Annotated in this window: 23 protein-coding genes; all 23 read left to right on the forward strand. The window is 37.7% G+C overall.

Annotation, left to right across the window (positions count from 1 at the left end; all coding sequences use genetic code 11):
* The first annotated feature begins 3 nt into the window (after nucleotides 1-3).
* The 23 genes from IWB64_RS04240 to IWB64_RS04350 all read left to right on the forward strand — a co-directional run bounded on the left by IWB64_RS04240 (nucleotide 4) and on the right by IWB64_RS04350 (nucleotide 17,172).
* Nucleotides 4-1,221, forward strand: coding sequence for a beta-ketoacyl-[acyl-carrier-protein] synthase family protein (locus IWB64_RS04240; protein ID WP_194532825.1), 1,218 nt, complete (start codon nucleotides 4-6; stop codon nucleotides 1,219-1,221).
* Between the two features lie 12 nt (nucleotides 1,222-1,233).
* Nucleotides 1,234-1,476, forward strand: coding sequence for an acyl carrier protein (locus tag IWB64_RS04245; protein ID WP_194532826.1), 243 nt, complete (start codon nucleotides 1,234-1,236; stop codon nucleotides 1,474-1,476).
* A gap of 23 nt (nucleotides 1,477-1,499) precedes the next feature.
* The gene (locus IWB64_RS04250; protein ID WP_194532827.1) at nucleotides 1,500-2,387 is read left to right on the forward strand and encodes an LpxL/LpxP family acyltransferase; all 888 of its coding nucleotides are present in this window, start codon (nucleotides 1,500-1,502) and stop codon (nucleotides 2,385-2,387) included.
* A 72-nt stretch (nucleotides 2,388-2,459) separates the two neighbouring features.
* The gene (locus IWB64_RS04255) at nucleotides 2,460-3,383 is read left to right on the forward strand and encodes a dialkylrecorsinol condensing enzyme DarA (protein ID WP_194532828.1); all 924 of its coding nucleotides are present in this window, start codon (nucleotides 2,460-2,462) and stop codon (nucleotides 3,381-3,383) included.
* A gap of 9 nt (nucleotides 3,384-3,392) precedes the next feature.
* Nucleotides 3,393-4,526, forward strand: coding sequence for a beta-ketoacyl-ACP synthase III (locus tag IWB64_RS04260; RefSeq protein ID WP_194532829.1), 1,134 nt, complete (start codon nucleotides 3,393-3,395; stop codon nucleotides 4,524-4,526).
* Between the two features lies 1 nt (nucleotide 4,527).
* Nucleotides 4,528-4,965, forward strand: a complete 438-nt coding sequence (locus tag IWB64_RS04265) for a hypothetical protein (RefSeq protein ID WP_194532830.1) — start codon at nucleotides 4,528-4,530, stop codon at nucleotides 4,963-4,965.
* A gap of 1 nt (nucleotide 4,966) precedes the next feature.
* The gene (locus IWB64_RS04270) at nucleotides 4,967-5,419 is read left to right on the forward strand and encodes an ABC transporter permease (protein ID WP_226975803.1); all 453 of its coding nucleotides are present in this window, start codon (nucleotides 4,967-4,969) and stop codon (nucleotides 5,417-5,419) included.
* A gap of 35 nt (nucleotides 5,420-5,454) precedes the next feature.
* Nucleotides 5,455-5,853 (forward strand): hypothetical protein, encoded by a 399-nt coding sequence (locus tag IWB64_RS04275; RefSeq protein ID WP_194532831.1) that lies wholly within the window; start codon nucleotides 5,455-5,457, stop codon nucleotides 5,851-5,853.
* An 8-nt stretch (nucleotides 5,854-5,861) separates the two neighbouring features.
* Nucleotides 5,862-6,857, forward strand: a complete 996-nt coding sequence (locus IWB64_RS04280; protein WP_194532832.1) for a BtrH N-terminal domain-containing protein — start codon at nucleotides 5,862-5,864, stop codon at nucleotides 6,855-6,857.
* Nucleotides 6,858-6,921: 64 nt separating this feature from the next.
* Nucleotides 6,922-7,665, forward strand: coding sequence for an ABC transporter ATP-binding protein (locus IWB64_RS04285; protein WP_194532833.1), 744 nt, complete (start codon nucleotides 6,922-6,924; stop codon nucleotides 7,663-7,665).
* A complete protein-coding gene (locus IWB64_RS04290; protein ID WP_194532834.1) occupies nucleotides 7,658-8,926 on the forward strand; it encodes an ABC transporter permease in 1,269 nt (422 codons plus the stop codon). The genes IWB64_RS04285 and IWB64_RS04290 overlap by 8 nt, the downstream gene beginning before the upstream one ends.
* A complete protein-coding gene (locus IWB64_RS04295; protein WP_194532835.1) occupies nucleotides 8,916-9,353 on the forward strand; it encodes an acyl-CoA thioesterase in 438 nt (145 codons plus the stop codon). Before IWB64_RS04290 ends, IWB64_RS04295 begins: the two co-directional genes overlap by 11 nt.
* Nucleotides 9,346-10,494, forward strand: a complete 1,149-nt coding sequence (locus IWB64_RS04300) for a beta-ketoacyl synthase N-terminal-like domain-containing protein (RefSeq protein WP_194532836.1) — start codon at nucleotides 9,346-9,348, stop codon at nucleotides 10,492-10,494. The genes IWB64_RS04295 and IWB64_RS04300 overlap by 8 nt, the downstream gene beginning before the upstream one ends.
* Complete coding sequence (locus tag IWB64_RS04305; RefSeq protein WP_194532837.1) at nucleotides 10,491-11,099, forward strand: 3-oxoacyl-ACP synthase; 609 nt, start codon at nucleotides 10,491-10,493, stop codon at nucleotides 11,097-11,099. The genes IWB64_RS04300 and IWB64_RS04305 overlap by 4 nt, the downstream gene beginning before the upstream one ends.
* Entirely contained in the window at nucleotides 11,096-11,353 is a 258-nt protein-coding gene (locus IWB64_RS04310) for a phosphopantetheine-binding protein (protein ID WP_155595020.1), read from the forward strand. The genes IWB64_RS04305 and IWB64_RS04310 overlap by 4 nt, the downstream gene beginning before the upstream one ends.
* 114 nt (nucleotides 11,354-11,467) lie before the next feature.
* On the forward strand, nucleotides 11,468-12,670 hold the full coding sequence (locus IWB64_RS04315; RefSeq protein WP_194532838.1) for a beta-ketoacyl-[acyl-carrier-protein] synthase family protein: 1,203 nt from the start codon (nucleotides 11,468-11,470) through the stop codon (nucleotides 12,668-12,670).
* Nucleotides 12,670-13,734: a beta-ketoacyl synthase N-terminal-like domain-containing protein gene (locus IWB64_RS04320; protein ID WP_194532839.1), complete on the forward strand. Its 1,065-nt coding sequence runs from the start codon at nucleotides 12,670-12,672 to the stop codon at nucleotides 13,732-13,734. The genes IWB64_RS04315 and IWB64_RS04320 overlap by 1 nt, the downstream gene beginning before the upstream one ends.
* A complete protein-coding gene (locus IWB64_RS04325) occupies nucleotides 13,728-14,504 on the forward strand; it encodes a polysaccharide deacetylase family protein (RefSeq protein ID WP_194532840.1) in 777 nt (258 codons plus the stop codon). The genes IWB64_RS04320 and IWB64_RS04325 overlap by 7 nt, the downstream gene beginning before the upstream one ends.
* The gene (locus tag IWB64_RS04330) at nucleotides 14,497-15,114 is read left to right on the forward strand and encodes a LolA family protein (RefSeq protein WP_194532841.1); all 618 of its coding nucleotides are present in this window, start codon (nucleotides 14,497-14,499) and stop codon (nucleotides 15,112-15,114) included. The genes IWB64_RS04325 and IWB64_RS04330 overlap by 8 nt, the downstream gene beginning before the upstream one ends.
* Nucleotides 15,095-15,706: a hypothetical protein gene (locus IWB64_RS04335; protein WP_194532842.1), complete on the forward strand. Its 612-nt coding sequence runs from the start codon at nucleotides 15,095-15,097 to the stop codon at nucleotides 15,704-15,706. Before IWB64_RS04330 ends, IWB64_RS04335 begins: the two co-directional genes overlap by 20 nt.
* Nucleotides 15,703-16,305: a porin family protein gene (locus IWB64_RS04340; protein WP_194532843.1), complete on the forward strand. Its 603-nt coding sequence runs from the start codon at nucleotides 15,703-15,705 to the stop codon at nucleotides 16,303-16,305. Before IWB64_RS04335 ends, IWB64_RS04340 begins: the two co-directional genes overlap by 4 nt.
* Nucleotides 16,295-16,663: a hotdog family protein gene (locus IWB64_RS04345; RefSeq protein WP_194532844.1), complete on the forward strand. Its 369-nt coding sequence runs from the start codon at nucleotides 16,295-16,297 to the stop codon at nucleotides 16,661-16,663. The genes IWB64_RS04340 and IWB64_RS04345 overlap by 11 nt, the downstream gene beginning before the upstream one ends.
* Nucleotides 16,664-16,668: 5 nt before the next feature.
* On the forward strand, nucleotides 16,669-17,172 hold the full coding sequence (locus IWB64_RS04350; RefSeq protein ID WP_194532845.1) for a hypothetical protein: 504 nt from the start codon (nucleotides 16,669-16,671) through the stop codon (nucleotides 17,170-17,172).
* Nucleotides 17,173-17,277: the final 105 nt, after the last annotated feature.

The raw sequence follows: 17,277 nt of genomic DNA on the forward strand, positions 1-17,277 counted from the left end.
GCAATGAGAAGAGTAGTAATTACAGGTATGGGTATATATTCTTGTATAGGCAAAAACCTAGACGAGGTTAAGACATCCCTGTACGAAGGAAAATCAGGTATCGTTAATGACCAAGAACGTCTTGATTTTGGCTATCGCTCTGGGCTCACAGGAATGGTAGATGAACCTGAACTGAAGAAACTATTATCAAGAAGACAACGCCTTAGTCTTGGCGAAGAAGGCCGGTATGCCTATATGGCTACAATTGAAGCTTTAAAGAATGCCAAGATCGAAGACAGTTTTTTTGACGAGAACGAAGTTGGTGTAATTTACGGCAACGATAGCACTGCAAGATCAGTTGTAGAATCTACAGATATATTAAGAGAAAAAAAGGATACCACGCTGGTAGGCTCAGGAGCTATTTTTAAAGCAATGAACTCTACCATAACCATGAACCTTTCCACTATATTCAGGCTAAGGGGTGTTAATTTTACAATTAGTGCCGCATGCGCAAGTGGATCTCACTCCATTGGTATGGGTTACCATCTTATAAAAAGCGGTCTTCAAGATTGCATCATAACGGGTGGAGCACAAGAAATAAATAAATTGGCCATGGGTAGTTTTGATGGTCTTGGGGTATTTGCCACTGTAGATGGTGATCCTTCAAAAGCATCAAGACCTTTTGATCAAGCTAGAAATGGATTAGTACCCAGCGGTGGCGGAGCCACTCTAATTTTAGAAAGTTACGAGTCCGCAGTTAAAAGGGGTGCACCAATTTTAGGTGAAATTATAGGATATGGTTTTTCATCAAATGGAGGACATATATCCACACCAAATGTTGACGGACCTTCAAGAGCTATGCGTAATGCATTACATGATGCAAATATTGATGCTTCGGTTATAGATTACGTAAATGCTCATGCAACATCTACTCCAGTGGGCGACAGCAATGAAGCAAAGGCCATTTATGAAGTCTTTGGCGAGAGTAATACTCCGGTTAGCTCTACCAAATCTATGACGGGCCATGAATGTTGGATGGCAGGCGCAAGTGAGGTTATTTACGGTATGATTATGATGCAGAATTCGTTTGTTGCTCCTAACATCAATCTTGAAAATGTTGATGAGGATGCAGCGAAATTAAACATAGTTAAGGAAACGTTAAATAAAAAAATTGACGTATTTTTGTCGAATTCATTCGGATTTGGTGGTACAAATTCCGCTTTGATATTAAAAAAATGCTAGAGAAAGATGGTGATGACCAAAGAAGATATAATTCAAAAAATAGATGATTTCCTGATCGACGAATTTGAAGTTGAGGAAGATGATATCGCTGCTGATGCTAATCTTAAAGACACTCTAGGTCTAGATAGTTTGGACTTCGTTGATCTTGTAGTGGCTGTAGAAAGCAATTTTGGTGTAAAATTAGTGGGTGAAGACTTTGTAAACGTTACCACGCTACAGAATTTTTACGACCTTATTGAGCGAAAACTTCACTGATATCTCCCAGACAAAACCCAAAAATGGCAACAGAATGGGAAGGTAAATCCAAAGGCACCGTTTTAGGATATAGAATCTATATTTTCTTTATCAAAAAACTAGGACTAGGCGCTTCTTATGCACTCCTTCATTTCGTAGTTCTTTACTACTGTATTTTTTCAGTGGCGAGCACAAGAGCTATTTTCTACTATTTTCATAAAAGACTAAGACAATCTACTTTAAAAAGTCTTTTCAATGTATACCGAAACTATTATGTTTTTGGTCAAACTATAATTGACAAGGCCGCTATATCAGCAGGACTTAGAGATAGGTTTACCTACGATTTTGATGGAATAGATAAGATTGAAGACCTACTTTCTCAAAAAAAAGGTGGTATCCTTTTAAGTGCGCATATTGGGAACTTTGAAGTAGCACAACATTTTCTACAAGACGTTAATGCTTTTTCTTCTATCAATTTAGTTACTTGGGACCGTGAACACGAAGAAATCAAAGCCTATTTAGATAGTGTTACGTCAAAATCTAACATCAAGCTCATTTTAATTAAAGAAGATATGTCTCATATCTTTGAAATACATACGGCCTTAACTAATGGAGAACTCGTTTGCTTTACAGGTGACCGCTATATTGAAGGTACAAAATTCTTAGAGCAGCAGTTTTTGGGTGCTACTGCCAAATTCCCAATGGGGCCCTACCTATTGGCCTCTCGCCTAAAAGTTCCTGTCTTGTTCGTTTACGTGATGAAGGAATCCAAAAAACATTATCATTTATACGCACGAACTGCCGAAGTAAAACGCGGTGATGCCCAAGGTCTACTAGAAAAATATACCGACAACCTGGAATGGATCATCGAAAAATATCCGTTGCAATGGTTTAATTATTTTGATTTTTGGGAAGATAAAGCAAATAAGTAAGATATTTGAACTATCCCTAAAGTGCCAGCGAATTGTTAATTTGTTCAACGGCCGTATCATAACCTGAAGCAAATGAAAGAAGTACTCGTTGTTTATTACTCTCAAACAGGACAATTACGTACAATTATAGATTCTGTACTATCCCCATTAGACCAAGAATCCGTTAACATTACCTATCATCAAATTATTCCTGACGAACCCTATGAGTTTCCATGGAAAAAAGAAAGATTCTTTGATGTTTTCCCAGAATCCTTCCTTCAAATTCCTACGGCAATCAACAAACCAGATGCTTCGGTATTGTCTAAAAAATATGACTTGGTGATATTAGGGCATCAAGTTTGGTATCTAACTCCTTCCATCCCCCTAAATTCATTTTTAAAATCGGAAGAAGCCAAAACAATACTGAACGATACTCCGGTAATTACAGTAATCGGTGTTCGTAACATGTGGGCCATGTCTCAAGAAAAGGTAAAAAAAATGCTCATCGGCTTAAATGCAAAACTTGTAGGTAATATTGCTTTAGTGGATAAAAACATTAATCATGTTAGTGTAATAACTATTGTACATTGGATGTTAAAAGGAAAGAAAGACCGCAAGTGGGGTATTTTTCCAAAACCTGGTGTCTCCGACAACACCATAGCATCCGCAGATAAATTTGGTCATCCAATCAAGGAAGCCCTTATGGTTTCTGACTTTTCTACCTTACAAGAAAAACTGAACGATTTAGATGCATCAAAAATCAGTAACGTACTGGTTCAGATGGACAAACGTGGCAACATGCTATTCTCTAAATGGGCAAACCTCATCAAGAAGAAGGGAGACCAAGGAGACCCTGCCCGAAAAAAATGGCTACGTTTATTCAACTATTACCTGATATTTGCCATTTGGTTAATCGCACCTATAGTTTTTATCGTATTTTTGCTGACTTATATCCCTATGTACAGAAAGATTCAAAGGGAAAACAAATATTACGCCTCTGTAGCCTATAAGGAGTAAGACTGACACATGAAAAACGCTTACATTACCAGAATATCTAAATTTCTGCCCAACTCACCTGTCGAAAATGACCAAATTGAAGAAAAATTAGGGTTTATTGACGGGCAAAAGTCAAGGGCAAAAAGCATAATTCTACGCAACAATAAGATTAAAACAAGGTATTATGCCATTGATGAAGATGGCAACGTTACCCATAACAATGCCCAGCTTACTGCGGCAGCGATAGAAGAGCTTTGTAGTACTGATTTTAACAAAGAAAATATAGAACTCCTTTCTTGCGGAACTTCTACACCGGACCAACTTTTACCGTCTCACGCGGCTATGGTTCATGGTGTATTGAAAAACGGTAACATGGAGATTAATTCTGCCTCAGGAGTGTGCTGCTCAGGCATGAATGCCTTAAAGTATGGCTACATGGCCATACAGGTTGGCTCAGTCAACAATGCGGTTTGTACCGGTTCGGAAAAAGTTTCAACTTGGACTAAAGCCGATTTTTACCAAGAAGAAATTGAGCATCTAAAGGAATTGGAGGATAATCCAATGATTGCCTTTGATAAAGATTTTTTACGATGGATGCTCTCTGATGGTTCAGGAGCAATTTTAGTAGAAAACGAACCTAATGGAGACACCCCATTAAAAATTGAGTGGATGGAAGGATTTTCATACGCTTTTGAGATGGAAACTTGCATGTACGCCGGTGGCGAAAAACTAGAAAACGGTGAACTAAAACCATGGAGCGAATTCGCACCTGAAGATTGGGCAAAGAAATCTGTTTTTGCTATTAAACAAGATGTAAAACTTTTGGGTGAAAACATCTTAAAAAAAGGAGTAGACTGCCTAAAACTGGTATACGAAAAATACGGTATTGGTCCAGATGATGTTGATTATTACTTACCTCATATTTCTTCATATTTCTTTAAACAAGGACTATATGACGAAATGAAAGATCGAGGCGTAGAAATGCCTTGGGACAAATGGTTTTTAAACCTTGAATCTGTAGGTAATGTTGGTGCTGCATCCATATATCTTATGTTAGAAGAATTGGTTGGATCTGGCAAATTAAAAAAAGGGGATAAAATTTTATTACATGTGCCCGAAAGCGCACGTTTTTCTTATACCTATGCCTATTTAACTGTTTGCTAACATGAACTTGTTAAAAGAAACCATAACCGATCAAGAGTTTCTACAAAATCTCATTCCGCAGAAACCACCTTTTATAATGGTGGGTAAATTACTTCAATATTCAGACACTAAGGTTGTATCTGGCTTTATCGTTCCAGAAGACAACTTATTCGTTTTTGAGAACCGATTCATGGCTCCAGGCCTTATTGAAAATATGGCACAAACCGTTGCATTACATACGGGATACAAATATTACCTAGCTCAAAAACCAGCTCCTATCGGGTATATTGGCGCTATAAAGAAAGCTACTGTAAACGCCTTACCATTTGTTGGTCAGGAATTAGAAACTACGGTAGAAATTCTACACGATATTATGGGCATTACGTTAGTATCTGCTACAGTAACCTGCGAAGGAATTGTATTGGCTTCAAGTGAAATGAAAACCGCATTGGCAAACTAATTTGGAAGCAAGAATCAACATAGACATCAAGAATTTCCTACCGCACCGTGAACCTATGCTCATGGCTAGTGTAACTCCGTATCTTGATGAAACCTCTGTTGAAACACGCTTTAAGGTGGAAGAATCCTGTATTTTCGTGAAAAACGGGTACTTATCAGAAACCGGACTTATTGAAAATGCTGCTCAAACCTGTGCTGCCATTGTTGGTCAAAGTTTTTTTGACGATGACGACAAGGACGGTAGCAAGAGTAAAGTCATAGGTTATATTAGTGCCGTAAAAAAAGTACACATTACAGCTTTGCCAAAAATAGGCGAAACCATATCTACCAAAGGCAAGCTTGTTTCTAGATATGATAACGATGCCTTTAGCAGCTGCACCATAGCTTCTGAAACTTTCAGAAACGGAGAATTAATCGTAGCTTGTACATTGAACTTTTTGATCCATGAAGTTTAAGAGGGAAATTTAATAATCCCCCAAAACAACGACCAGTGAAAAAAGAAGAAGTACCACAAGACAAAGGCTTATTAGAATCTGCCCAAACTAAAGAACTCACCTATGCTGTAGATGAAAACGGTGAGTACACTACAGAATTAAGCTCTGGTTGGGACCCTAAGACTATTGCCCTTAGCAATGCTATTAAAGATATAGAAGAACGCGTGGCTAATGCCAAAGAGCGTGTGGAAAAAAACAAGACTAGCCCAATTGAATATTACATGGAACTACATAAAATGGATCTACCCATTTTATCTAGCTATGTTGGCCTTTGGCAATGGCGAGTAAAGCGACATTTTAAGCCGAAGAATTTTCAAAAATTAAATCAAAAGACTCTTCAAAAGTATGCCGATGTTTTTGACATTAGCATTGAAGAACTGAAACACATTTCTTAAACATCTCCATGCAAATAGAATTTACCCATAAACAATCGGCACATTGCGAAAATGGTGTGGTAAGCAACCTAATGCGCCACAACGGTTTTGAAGTAAGCGAGCCTATGGTGTTCGGCATAGGGTCAGGCCTATTGTTCTGTTACATTCCCTTTTTAAAAGTGAACCACGCTCCCGTAGTAACCTACAGAGCTATGCCTGGTTTTATTTTCAATAGGTTTGCAAAGAGAGTAGGTATCAAGATAAAACGTGAAAAATTCAGCAATCCTGAATCCGCAAAAACCTGTTTGGATGAAAACCTTAAAAAGAATAATCCTGTTGGCTTACAAGTTGGGGTTTACAATCTACTATACTTTCCGGATGAATATCGGTTTCACTTTAACGCCCACAATTTAGTGGTCTACGGTAAAGAGAACGACAACTACCTCATTAGTGACCCTGTTATGGAACAGGTTACAAGTCTGACCGAAAAACAACTTGAAAAGGTTCGTTTTGCCAAAGGAGCTTTTGCTCCAAAAGGCCACATTTACTACCCTACTGCGTTTCCAGAAAAACTGGAATTAAAAAGTGCTATTATAAAAGGCATTAAACAGACCTGTCGTGAAATGACCGCTCCTTTCCCTATTGTGGGAACCAATGGCATTAAGACCATTTCAAAACTAATTCGTAAGTGGCCTAAGAAAAAAGGTCCAAAAGTCGCCAACCATTTTCTGGGCCAAATTGTACGCATGCAAGAAGAAATAGGCACTGGTGGCGGGGGTTTCCGTTATATCTATGCTGCATTTCTGCAAGAGGCTAGCCAAATTCTTGATAATGAAAAACTAAAGGAACTTTCAAAAGAAATGACACAAATTGGTGACGATTGGCGTGATTTTGCAGTAAACGCATCACGTATCTACAAAAACCGTAGTGCCCAAGATGATGCTTATAATAAAGTTGCAGACCAACTTGAGGCCATTGCCAATAGTGAAGCAGCCTTTTTCAAGAAGCTAAAAAAGGCAATTTAAATTCTGTTGCCCTAAACAGGAGAAATCATACTTTATCTTATAAATTTCGATTAGTTTTGACATCATGATTCAGATTAATGAGCTTTCAAAAAAGTACAAAGGAGCGGACGATTTTTCCGTCCGTGATTTGAACTTGACTATAGAAAACGGTGAGATTTTTGGACTTCTAGGCCCAAACGGTGCCGGCAAGACTACTTTAATCTCTATGCTCAGCTCATTGCTAAAACCAACTTCAGGCCATTTTACTATTGATGGATTGAACTACAAAGACAATAAAAACCAACTAAAGCAATTGATTGGAATTGTCCCTCAGGAATATGCGCTTTACCCTTCTTTGACCGCTTATGAAAACCTCATGTATTTTGGAAGTATGTACGGTTTAAAAGGCCAGTCATTGAAAGATGACGTCAATACACATCTTGAAGCAATGGGCCTAGCGAAATTCGCAAATAAAAAAATAGACGCCTTTTCAGGAGGAATGAAGCGACGCATCAACCTTATATCAAGTATTCTGCATAATCCCAAAGTACTATTTTTAGACGAACCTACAGTGGGTGTTGATGTACAGTCCAAAAATGTGATTATGGCACATTTAAAGGAATTAAATACAGCAGGAACGACAATTATCTACACCTCTCACCATTTAAATGAAGCTGAGAAATTTTGTACCCGTGTGGGCATTATTGACCACGGAACGCTTATTTGCTTAGGAAAACCACAAGAACTTATAGCTCAAGAAGAAAATACCGAAAACTTAGAAGGGGTATTCTTGGCCAAAACCGGTAAAGCACTTCGGGATCATGCATAAACTCTGGGCATCTACATATAAAGAATTTTTACTTGTTACACGTGATCTTGGCGGACTGGCTGTGCTATTTCTAATGCCTTTGTTATTGGTTATAGTCATTACCACAATTCAAGACAATTCATTCAAAAGTATCAAAGAAACCAAGTTGCCCATTCTTTTAGTAGATATGGACAAAGGGAAAGTATCCGAAGATATTTTAAAAAGCTTAGCAGAATCCAGATTGTTTCAAGTAGATATGGCAGCTACTGATGAAGAGGCCAAGCAACAGGTGTTGAAAGGCGATTACCAACTGGCCATAGTAATACCAGAAAATCTATCATCGGACCTCCAGATTAAAATCAACGAAAATGTAGATGGTATTCTTGCTAAATTCAGTGATAACGAAGAAAGTATTCCTGAGGTAAAGTCTAAGATGATGCCCAAGGAGGTTAAGCTTTATTTTGACCCCGCCACACAACAGTCTTTTAAAAGCTCTGTTCGGAATAATATTGATAAGATGATTTCTAAAATAGAAACAGAGACCATCTATACAGCCTTTCAAGAGCAATTAACAGATGATCCTTCCGAAGATATTTTTGAAACTGAAAAGTTCATCACCTTTACCGAAATTGTGCCAAGCAAGCACAAAGAGGCACTAATTCCAAACTCTACGCAGCACAATATTCCTGCATGGACACTCTTTGCTATATTTTTCATTATTCTGCCTTTGGCAATAAATATGGTAAAGGAAAAAAACCAAGGTACTTTTGTACGCTTAAGAACCAATCCCGTCTCGTATGCCACAGTTCTTGGTGGAAAAACCATTGTGTTTTTAGTGGTTTCCCTAGTACAATTTGCGCTTATGTTAGCGGTTGGAATTTTTCTCTTTCCACTAATTGGCTTGCCTAAACTAGATGTTACAGGTAGACTATCTCTCTTATTTATCGTAGCCTTCTTTGCTGGTTTAGCGGCTGTTGGCCTTGGTTTGTTATTAGGAACTATTGCCAAGACCCAAGAACAATCGGCCCCTTTTGGGGCTACCTTTGTAGTTATTCTTGCGGCAATTGGCGGTGTCTGGGTTCCGGTATTTGCCATGCCTAAATTTATGCAGGTTCTGTCTAACCTATCACCAATGAATTGGGGTTTAAATGCATTTTATGATGTATTTTTGCGCAACGCAACCTTTGTTGAAATTATCCCCGAAATATCTCTTTTACTGATATTTTTCGTGATTACCACGCTCATAGCTATTATATATAACGAAAGAAAAAATGCCGTCTAACACCAAAAAAGAAATTAGTTTCACTAGTGAAGTCCGCGTACGTTTTGCCGAAACGGACCCATTGGGTATTGTATGGCACGGTAATTATATTCAATATTTTGAAGATGGTCGTGAAGCTTTTGGGCGCCACCATGGTATTTCTTACCTAGACCAAAAAAATCATAATTTCTCTACGCCAATCGTAAAATCGGCATGTGAGCATAAGCTTCCTTTGACTTATGGAGATGTAGCTAAAATTAAGACAACATACATAGATTCCCAAGCAGCAAAGCTGATTTTCAAATATGAAATCTATAATCCTAAAGGAGCAGTTGTCTGTACTGGACAGACCGTTCAGGTATTTGTAGAATTGGGCGGCGAACTATCTTTGGTAATTCCAGAGTTTTTTGCCGAATGGAAGAAAAAAGTAGGCCTTTTAGATGAATAATATTTACCTATCACATAACAACATTGTTTCCGCTTACGGATTTGATAGCGCTTCTGCAGTTGATAGCATTAAAAATGAGATATCTGGGCTATCATTGGTAGATGATTCCAAAATTCTACCAAATCCTTTTTATTCCTCCTTAATTCCTCAAAACAATTTATCTGAAGCATTCAAAAAACTGAATCCACAAGAAGATTATACAAGACTAGAGCAAATACTTCTGGTTTCTTTGGCGAAAACCCTTAAAGAATCAGGTTTAGAACTTACGGACAGGGTTGGTTTAATCGTATCCACCACAAAAGGTAATATTGATGTATTGGATGCCGATAGTCTGTTTGATGAAAACAGGGCATATCTAAGTGAACTAGGTAAAAAAATAGAAACTTTTTTCGGTTTTAAAAACGAAGCTATTGTACTATCTAATGCCTGTGTTTCTGGAGTTTTAGCACTAGCCGTAGCTAAACGGTTTATTCATCAAAAACGTTATGACCACGTTTTTGTGGTTGCTGGAGATTTAGTGAGTCAATTTATTTTAACGGGTTTTAACTCGTTTCAAGCTTTGAGCGAATTACCATGCAGACCTTATTGTAAAACCCGTGCGGGAATTAATATTGGAGAAGTAGGTTGTAGTGTACTTGTTACTACAGATGCAGACCATCTTGTAAACGAATCCGTTCGTATTATAGGTGAAGCTTCATGCAATGATGCCAACCATATATCTGGCCCTTCCCGAACAGGCGAAGGTCTTTGCCGTAGTGTTGTTTCCGCAATGAACCAAGCAAACATAGAAGCTGAAGCTATAGATTATATTTCTGCACATGGTACCGCTACCATGTTCAATGATGAAATGGAAGCCATAGCATTTAACCGGGCCAATTTGCAAAACACCCCTCTAAATAGTTTAAAAGGATATTTTGGACATACCCTTGGTGCTTCCGGTCTTTTGGAAACCATCATCGGCATGTATTCCCTGCATTCAAACACACTTTTTGCCTCGCTGGGCTTTCAGGAACTTGGTGTTTCCCAACCTTTGAACATTATAAAAGAAACTACAGCAAAAGAAAACAGCATTTTTCTAAAGACCGCTTCTGGTTTTGGCGGTTGTAATACGGCTGCAATTTTTCAAAAAGTCAATTCATGAGTACGCCAGACTACCTTATAAAATCGTACTGCCACATTGCTAACGGCAAGATTTCCAGAAATGGAGAAGTTCTCTTTTCAAATGATTTGGAAGAGTTCCCCGCTTTTATAAAGGCAGCATACAAACATTTTGAAACGGATTATTCAAAGTTTTTCAAAATGGATAATCTCAGCAAGTTGGCTTTTATAGGTGCCGAGGTTCTGTTAAAAAATAGCAACGAAGAAAATACCGCCCTTGTACTTTCAAACAGGGCTTCTAGTTTAGATACTGATCGCAAACATCAAGCTGCCATTAGTGACCAATCAGGTGCATATGCCAGTCCCGCCGTATTTGTTTACACCCTTCCAAATATCTGTATGGGTGAAATTAGCATTCGCCACAAACTGTATTCTGAAAATAGTTTCTTTATCTTTGCCGAGTTTAACCCCCATTTATTGTCAGATTATGCCAATGATTTGCTAGAAACAGGTAAGGCAAACGAAGTACTTTGTGGCTGGGTTGATTATGATAAAGGAAAATATGATGCGTTTTTATACGTTATCGCTAAAAAAGGTTTGTTCTCCCATGATACAGAAGAACTGACTAAATTATACAGAACAAAATGAGCGAACTTAAACTAGAATTGAAGGAAAAAATCATCGAGCAATTAAACTTGGAAGATGTTTCCGTTGACGAAATCGCAGATACCGACCCACTTTTTGGCGAAGGTCTTGGTCTTGACTCTATTGATGCATTGGAACTTATAGTTATGCTCGATAAAGATTACGGCATTAGATTGGCAGACCCCAAAGAAGGTCGCAAAATTTTTGAATCTATCGATACCATGGCGGCTTATATTACTGCAAATCGCACTAACTAAGAACTACATCGCTTTTAAGCATACCATTAAACAATCGCAAGCGCTATTTAAGAATCGCACTTAAGACCAATATTCGTATTTTTATTATTATATCTATAATACTTCCAAGTTAATATGGGAAAGGGCGTAGCAATTACGGGCATGGGTGCTATTTCTGCCATTGGAGACAATGTGCAAGAAAACTATGATGCGTTGGTTTCTGGTGAGGTAGGCATTTCTAGAATTTCAAAAATAGATACCGTTCATAAGGACGATATTATGGTTGGCGAAATAGAAATGACCAATGACCAATTAAAACAAAAATTGGGAATCGCCAAAGAAGACGCCGTATCACGAACAGCTCTCTTAGCCATGCTTGCTGCTGATGAAGCTATTTCACAAGCTGGAGTTACCGATATAAACGATTGCGAAACCGGACTGATTTCAGGAACCACAGTAGGTGGTATGGACCAATCCGAAAAATACTATTTTGAATACCTAGAAAGTGATGAGCACTGGGGTCATATAAACGGACTTCATGCCGGAGATTCTACTCAGAAACTGGCTAATCATCTAGGACTTACCGAGAGTTTTGTTTCCACCATAAGTACAGCTTGTTCATCTGCAGCTAACGCAATTATGTTGGGTGCACGAATGATAAAATCGGGGCAATTAGACCGCGTTATCGTTGGTGGAACGGATAGTCTCTGCAAGTTCACCATTAACGGCTTTAAGACTTTAATGATTCAATCCGACACATACAATACACCTTTTGATGACGAAAGAAAAGGACTTAATCTTGGTGAAGCAGCTGCTTATTTGGTTCTAGAATCAGACGAAATTGTAAAAAGGAAAAATAGAAAAGTATTGGGTTATGTAAAAGGCTATGGCAATGCCAATGACGCCTTTCACCAAACCGCATCTTCGGAAAATGGGGATGGAGCCGTTCTAGCTATGGAAAAAGCTTTCAAGGTTTCAGGCTTAAATCCGTCTGATATTGACTATGTAAATGCCCATGGTACCGCTACACCAAACAATGACCTTTCAGAAGGTCGTGCACTTTTGCGCATATTTGGTGATAACGTTCCAGAATTCAGTTCAACTAAAGCATTTACCGGGCATACGTTGGCCGTGGCAGGTGGTCTAGAAGCTGTATATTCCATTATGGCGCTTCAAAATAATATCATATATCCCAATCTTAACTTTAAGAACCCAATGAAGGAATTTGACCTCCTTCCCCAAACTACGGTCAAACAAAAAGAACTACGCAATGTTCTCTCTAATTCTTTCGGTTTTGGAGGAAATTGCTCTACTCTAATTTTTTCCAAAGAAGCTTAATGAAACCAGTATATATAAATAGCGTAGGTTCAGTTTCGGTTCAAAAAACTTTTGAGAATAGTGAGTTTCTTAATGAGATTAGGGATTATAATGACACTACTATTAATGTAATAGAGCCCAACTATAAAGAATACATTCCGCCTGCAGCTGCACGCCGTATGGCCCGCGGTATTAAAATGAGTACCGTTAGCTCCAAAAATGCCCTTACGGAGGCTGGTCTGGAAAATGTAGACGCTATTATTGTAGGTACCGGGTTAGGTTGTATTGGAGACTCGGAACGTTTTGTTAGCGATATCATCAAAAATGACGAACAGTATTTAACACCAACGCGTTTTATACAATCCTCACACAATACTGTGGCTGGACAAATTGCCCTGGGTTTAGGTTGTAAAGGACATAATTTCACTTTTGTGCATTCTGCTATTTCTTTTGAGTCTTCTTTGATTGACGCTAAACTGATGCTCGAAAATAATGAAGTCGAAACCGTTTTGGTAGGCGGTGTAGACGAGCTTGTTGAACATCACGTGACCACACACCGTTTAATTGGTCATATTAAAAATGAACCTGTAGCTTCAAAGGACCTACTACACTCAAAAACCGAAGGCATGGTAATGGGCGAAGGCTCTCACTTTTTTGTGCTTTCAACAGAAAAAACGCCTTCTACGTATTCAGAATTGGTTGCGGTTAAAACCTTTAACACCCTTTCTAAAGAACGGATAAAAGGAAAAATACTCGCTTTTCTAGAACGTCAACATCTTAACATAAACGATATAGACCTGGTTATACTTGGTAACAATGGCGATGTTAACTATGATGGGTACTACGAGCAATTGAGTAGTTCCCTATTTAAAGACACACCTCAAGCTTATTACAAGCATCTTTCGGGCGAGTTTGATACCGCAACCGGATTCGCATTTTGGTTGGCCAATAAAATTCTAAAGGCACAGAACATTCCTGATGTTGCGAAACTGAATGCTATTGAGCCATCCAACTTAAAAACTATATTGATTTACAATCAATACAGAGGAGAAAACCATAGCCTCACCTTAATTCGAGAATGTTAAAGCGGAATAGGGTAAATACCGCTGTTATTTTTCTTTTGCTGCCCTTGGCTGCGTTATATTTTTTAGATTACGTACCGTTATGGCCCATTTTTTCAATTTTGATTATTTGGTTCTTTATTACACTTTTTGGTTCGTTTTTTATCCGATGGAATTATCACCTTACTTCGTTAAGCTCGAATAAAAACACTCCAAATAATTGGGTTTCAATAACGTTTGACGATGGCCCAAACAATGAATTTACTCCCAGAGTACTAGACTTATTAGCAAAATATGATGCAAAAGCAACTTTCTTCTGTGTTGGTCAACAAATTGAAAAGCACCCCAAAGTTTTAAAGCGAATACTATCTGAAGGTCATAGTATTGGCAACCACACCTACTCCCATTCCAAAAGCTTTGGTTTTTTCCCCTTTGATAAAATTCTAAACGAACTGAACCGAACAGAAAACCTAGTATCCTCTTTAATTGGAAAAAAATTAAAGCTCTATCGTCCTGCTTTTGGCGTAACAAATCCACAGATTGCAAAAGCGTTAGAACATAAAGAAATACATTCTATTGGCTGGAATGTACGTTCATTAGACACCACTTTCAGGTCGGAAAAAACCATTTTGAAACGTATTATTCGTAAGGTTTCAAAGGGTGATATTATACTACTGCACGATACCAGTGAAAAAACAATAGTCGTTTTGGAACAGTTATTGTTATTTTTGCGAGAGAAAAATCTGAGTTCGGTCACGGTTGACCGCCTACTAGAAATCGAAGCGTATGCATAAGATACTTTTTCTTATATTTTTTGTTTCCCTTGGAGCGTTTGCCCAAAAGGAAATGACTCCAACAGAGGCTGTTGCCTTAAAGGCCAAAGTCAAGACCAGAGCAGATGCTACTACCACGGTAATGAGTGAATTTACGCAATACAAGCATTTAGACTTCTTGTCCGATGATATCGTATCGCAAGGTAAACTTGCTTTTAAAGTGCCTAATTTGGTAAAATGGGAATACACTAAACCCTTTGCTTATTCGGTTTTGTTTAAAAACGAAACATTGTTCATTAACGATGATGGTAACAAGAGTAATATGGATGTAGGTTCCAACAAGATTTTCAAACAGCTGAACCAACTTATTACAGCCAGTATTCGTGGTGACATGTTTAATGATGATGAATTCAATATCAAATATTTCAAAATCAACGATTCTAGTTTGGTGTACTTCCTACCAAAAGACGAACAATTCTCTAAATTTATTAAAGCTTTCCACCTTTCTTTTAACGCGATTGGCGATGTAACCGAAGTGAAGATGATTGAGCCTTCAGATGACTACACACAAATTAAGTTTACTGATCGTGTCGTTAATAAAAACTTGTCTGATGCGGTTTTTACTCAATAGTCTTTGTTTTTTTTTATTGCTAGGATGCGCCTCTTACCCTGTTCAAAATGGGTTTGAGCCTAAAAACGATTCACCTCAAGAAACGTCAAACCCCTATTTTGCGAATGCCGAGAAAGATTACGTCTACAAGGCCAAAATAGATGCGTTCAATAAATCTTTCGGTGGTATTTTTATCGTTAAAAAGTTAGGCCCGAAACATCATCGTATTGCTTTTACTACAGAAATAGGAAATACTATTTTCGACTTCACTTTTCAAGGAGATGATTTTAAAGTAAATCGTATTTTAAAAGAGTTAGACCGAAAAATACTGATCAATATTTTAAAAAGGGATTTTAAAGTATTGATACAAGAGCAATCTCCTGTAAAAAATCACTTCTCACTAAAGAACGATGATGTACTGCAGACGGATATCCTCTCTAAAAAACATTATTTTTATTATACCGATGGGCAACTACATAAGATTGCCAGAGTAGACCGAAACAAAGAAAAAGTAGATTTTAGTTTTACCAACATAGATGGCCAATTTGCAAAAGAAATTGAAATAGCACACCATAATTTCAAACTTCACATTGCACTAAAAGCATTCAAATGAAAACATTAAAATTTTTTATACTCGCAATGGCTCTTTGCAATATAGGAACAGCCATGGCACAAACCCGCCCAGGTATTAAGGCAGGTTTGAACAGCTCAAATATCAGCAATACATCATTAGATACAAAATCAGGGATTTACATAGGCGCCTTTGCAGACATTCCAATAACGGATTATTACTCTTTGCAACCAGAACTATTATATTCTAGCCAAGGTGGCAATTCTAATTCACCGTTATATGGTGACGTAAACATAAACTACTTTTCTATTGGCTTACCGAACAAATTTTATGTGAGCCCAGATAAAGGTTTTCATTTTACATTAGGACTAGGGTTAGACATTAACTTTGAGAACAATTTTGTTAACTTGACCAACTTTAACGGTGACGACGAAATCTCTCCTGTTGATGTTACTGTAATTGGAGGAATAGGCTACGAGTTCAGTTTTGGTTTGATTATTGAAGCACGATACAAGCAAGGAACCATAAGCGTTGATTTCTTTGGTGAAGATGACCTTTATGAAGAAACAGGGAGTAACCTAAATGGCGTTTTTCAAATAGGTGCCGCGTATAAATTTAAATTGTATAAAAATGCTGATTGAAGGGTTATACACCGTAGAAAGTTTTGAAAAAGAAGAGCAAACAGTAAAGGCAACTGTAAAACTGAATGCTGCACATGAGGTTTTTAAAGGCCATTTTCCTGGAAACCCTGTGATGCCAGGTGTTTGTATGATTCAAATAATTAAAGAATTAACTGAACAAGCCACAGATAAAACCTTATTTCTCTCAGTTGCTTCGAACGTTAAATTTATGGCCATTATCAATCCAGAGAAGAATGACACCATTCAACTTACATTAAACGTTACAGAGGAAGGTGGTACAGTAAAAGTGAAGAACACCACTACTTTTGACGATACATTAGCTTTAAAGCTTAGCGCTACTTTTACTGTTTTAACTTAGATGTTATGAATTTAAAACTAGTACTATTTACAATATTTTCTTTCTTAACTATTGCCGTTGCAATAGATTTAAAGGAAACAAGATCTGCCTATATTGAAGCGGTGGACAATGAAAGTGCTACCAATGCGCTTCATGAAGATTTGATTTCAGTTTCCAAAACTGATGACAAAACACTTGTTGCCTTTAAAGGTGCGGTAAGCGCTATGATGGCTAAATATGCAAAAGGCATAAAAGACAAAAAAATCTTCTTAAAAGAGGGTAAGGAACTTTTGGAGTATGCTCTAGAAGCAGACCCAAATAATGTAGAAATACACTGTATTAGGTTAAGCGTACAAGAGAATGTACCCAAAATTACAGGCTACACTAAAAATATTGAGGAAGACAAGCAATTTATACTCAACAACTTCAATTCCATCTCCAATAAAAACAGTAAGAATTTCGTTAAAGGATATATCATAAAATCTGAGGCTTTTACCGAAACGGAAAGGCAATTGCTACAAGGGTCGTAATACGTATCTTTGTAGAAAATTCGAACCGGTTTCCTGAACCCTTTGAAAAAATTGCTCGTGTCAACCCCTATTCCAACACTTCAAAACACCATGCAGCAACTTAAT

The organism is Zobellia nedashkovskayae (assembly GCF_015330125.1).
Classification (GTDB): Bacteria; Bacteroidota; Bacteroidia; order Flavobacteriales; family Flavobacteriaceae; genus Zobellia; species Zobellia nedashkovskayae.

Excerpts from the sequence above, each read along its gene's own strand:
- IWB64_RS04250 (WP_194532827.1), top strand. The coding sequence starts at position 1,500 with ATGGCAACAGAATGGGAAGGTAAATCCAAAGGCACCGTTTTAGGATAT.
- IWB64_RS04345 (WP_194532844.1), top strand. The coding sequence starts at position 16,295 with ATGCTGATTGAAGGGTTATACACCGTAGAAAGTTTTGAAAAAGAAGAG.
- IWB64_RS04335 (WP_194532842.1), top strand. The coding sequence starts at position 15,095 with ATGCGGTTTTTACTCAATAGTCTTTGTTTTTTTTTATTGCTAGGATGC.
- IWB64_RS04240 (WP_194532825.1), top strand. The coding sequence starts at position 4 with ATGAGAAGAGTAGTAATTACAGGTATGGGTATATATTCTTGTATAGGC.
- IWB64_RS04245 (WP_194532826.1), top strand. The coding sequence starts at position 1,234 with ATGACCAAAGAAGATATAATTCAAAAAATAGATGATTTCCTGATCGAC.
- IWB64_RS04315 (WP_194532838.1), top strand. The coding sequence starts at position 11,468 with ATGGGAAAGGGCGTAGCAATTACGGGCATGGGTGCTATTTCTGCCATT.
- IWB64_RS04325 (WP_194532840.1), top strand. The coding sequence starts at position 13,728 with ATGTTAAAGCGGAATAGGGTAAATACCGCTGTTATTTTTCTTTTGCTG.
- IWB64_RS04280 (WP_194532832.1), top strand. The coding sequence starts at position 5,862 with ATGCAAATAGAATTTACCCATAAACAATCGGCACATTGCGAAAATGGT.
- IWB64_RS04255 (WP_194532828.1), top strand. The coding sequence starts at position 2,460 with ATGAAAGAAGTACTCGTTGTTTATTACTCTCAAACAGGACAATTACGT.
- IWB64_RS04320 (WP_194532839.1), top strand. The coding sequence starts at position 12,670 with ATGAAACCAGTATATATAAATAGCGTAGGTTCAGTTTCGGTTCAAAAA.
- IWB64_RS04265 (WP_194532830.1), top strand. The coding sequence starts at position 4,528 with ATGAACTTGTTAAAAGAAACCATAACCGATCAAGAGTTTCTACAAAAT.
- IWB64_RS04305 (WP_194532837.1), top strand. The coding sequence starts at position 10,491 with ATGAGTACGCCAGACTACCTTATAAAATCGTACTGCCACATTGCTAAC.
- IWB64_RS04300 (WP_194532836.1), top strand. The coding sequence starts at position 9,346 with ATGAATAATATTTACCTATCACATAACAACATTGTTTCCGCTTACGGA.
- IWB64_RS04285 (WP_194532833.1), top strand. The coding sequence starts at position 6,922 with ATGATTCAGATTAATGAGCTTTCAAAAAAGTACAAAGGAGCGGACGAT.
- IWB64_RS04260 (WP_194532829.1), top strand. The coding sequence starts at position 3,393 with ATGAAAAACGCTTACATTACCAGAATATCTAAATTTCTGCCCAACTCA.
- IWB64_RS04310 (WP_155595020.1), top strand. The coding sequence starts at position 11,096 with ATGAGCGAACTTAAACTAGAATTGAAGGAAAAAATCATCGAGCAATTA.
- IWB64_RS04295 (WP_194532835.1), top strand. The coding sequence starts at position 8,916 with ATGCCGTCTAACACCAAAAAAGAAATTAGTTTCACTAGTGAAGTCCGC.
- IWB64_RS04330 (WP_194532841.1), top strand. The coding sequence starts at position 14,497 with ATGCATAAGATACTTTTTCTTATATTTTTTGTTTCCCTTGGAGCGTTT.
- IWB64_RS04340 (WP_194532843.1), top strand. The coding sequence starts at position 15,703 with ATGAAAACATTAAAATTTTTTATACTCGCAATGGCTCTTTGCAATATA.
- IWB64_RS04290 (WP_194532834.1), top strand. The coding sequence starts at position 7,658 with ATGCATAAACTCTGGGCATCTACATATAAAGAATTTTTACTTGTTACA.
- IWB64_RS04350 (WP_194532845.1), top strand. The coding sequence starts at position 16,669 with ATGAATTTAAAACTAGTACTATTTACAATATTTTCTTTCTTAACTATT.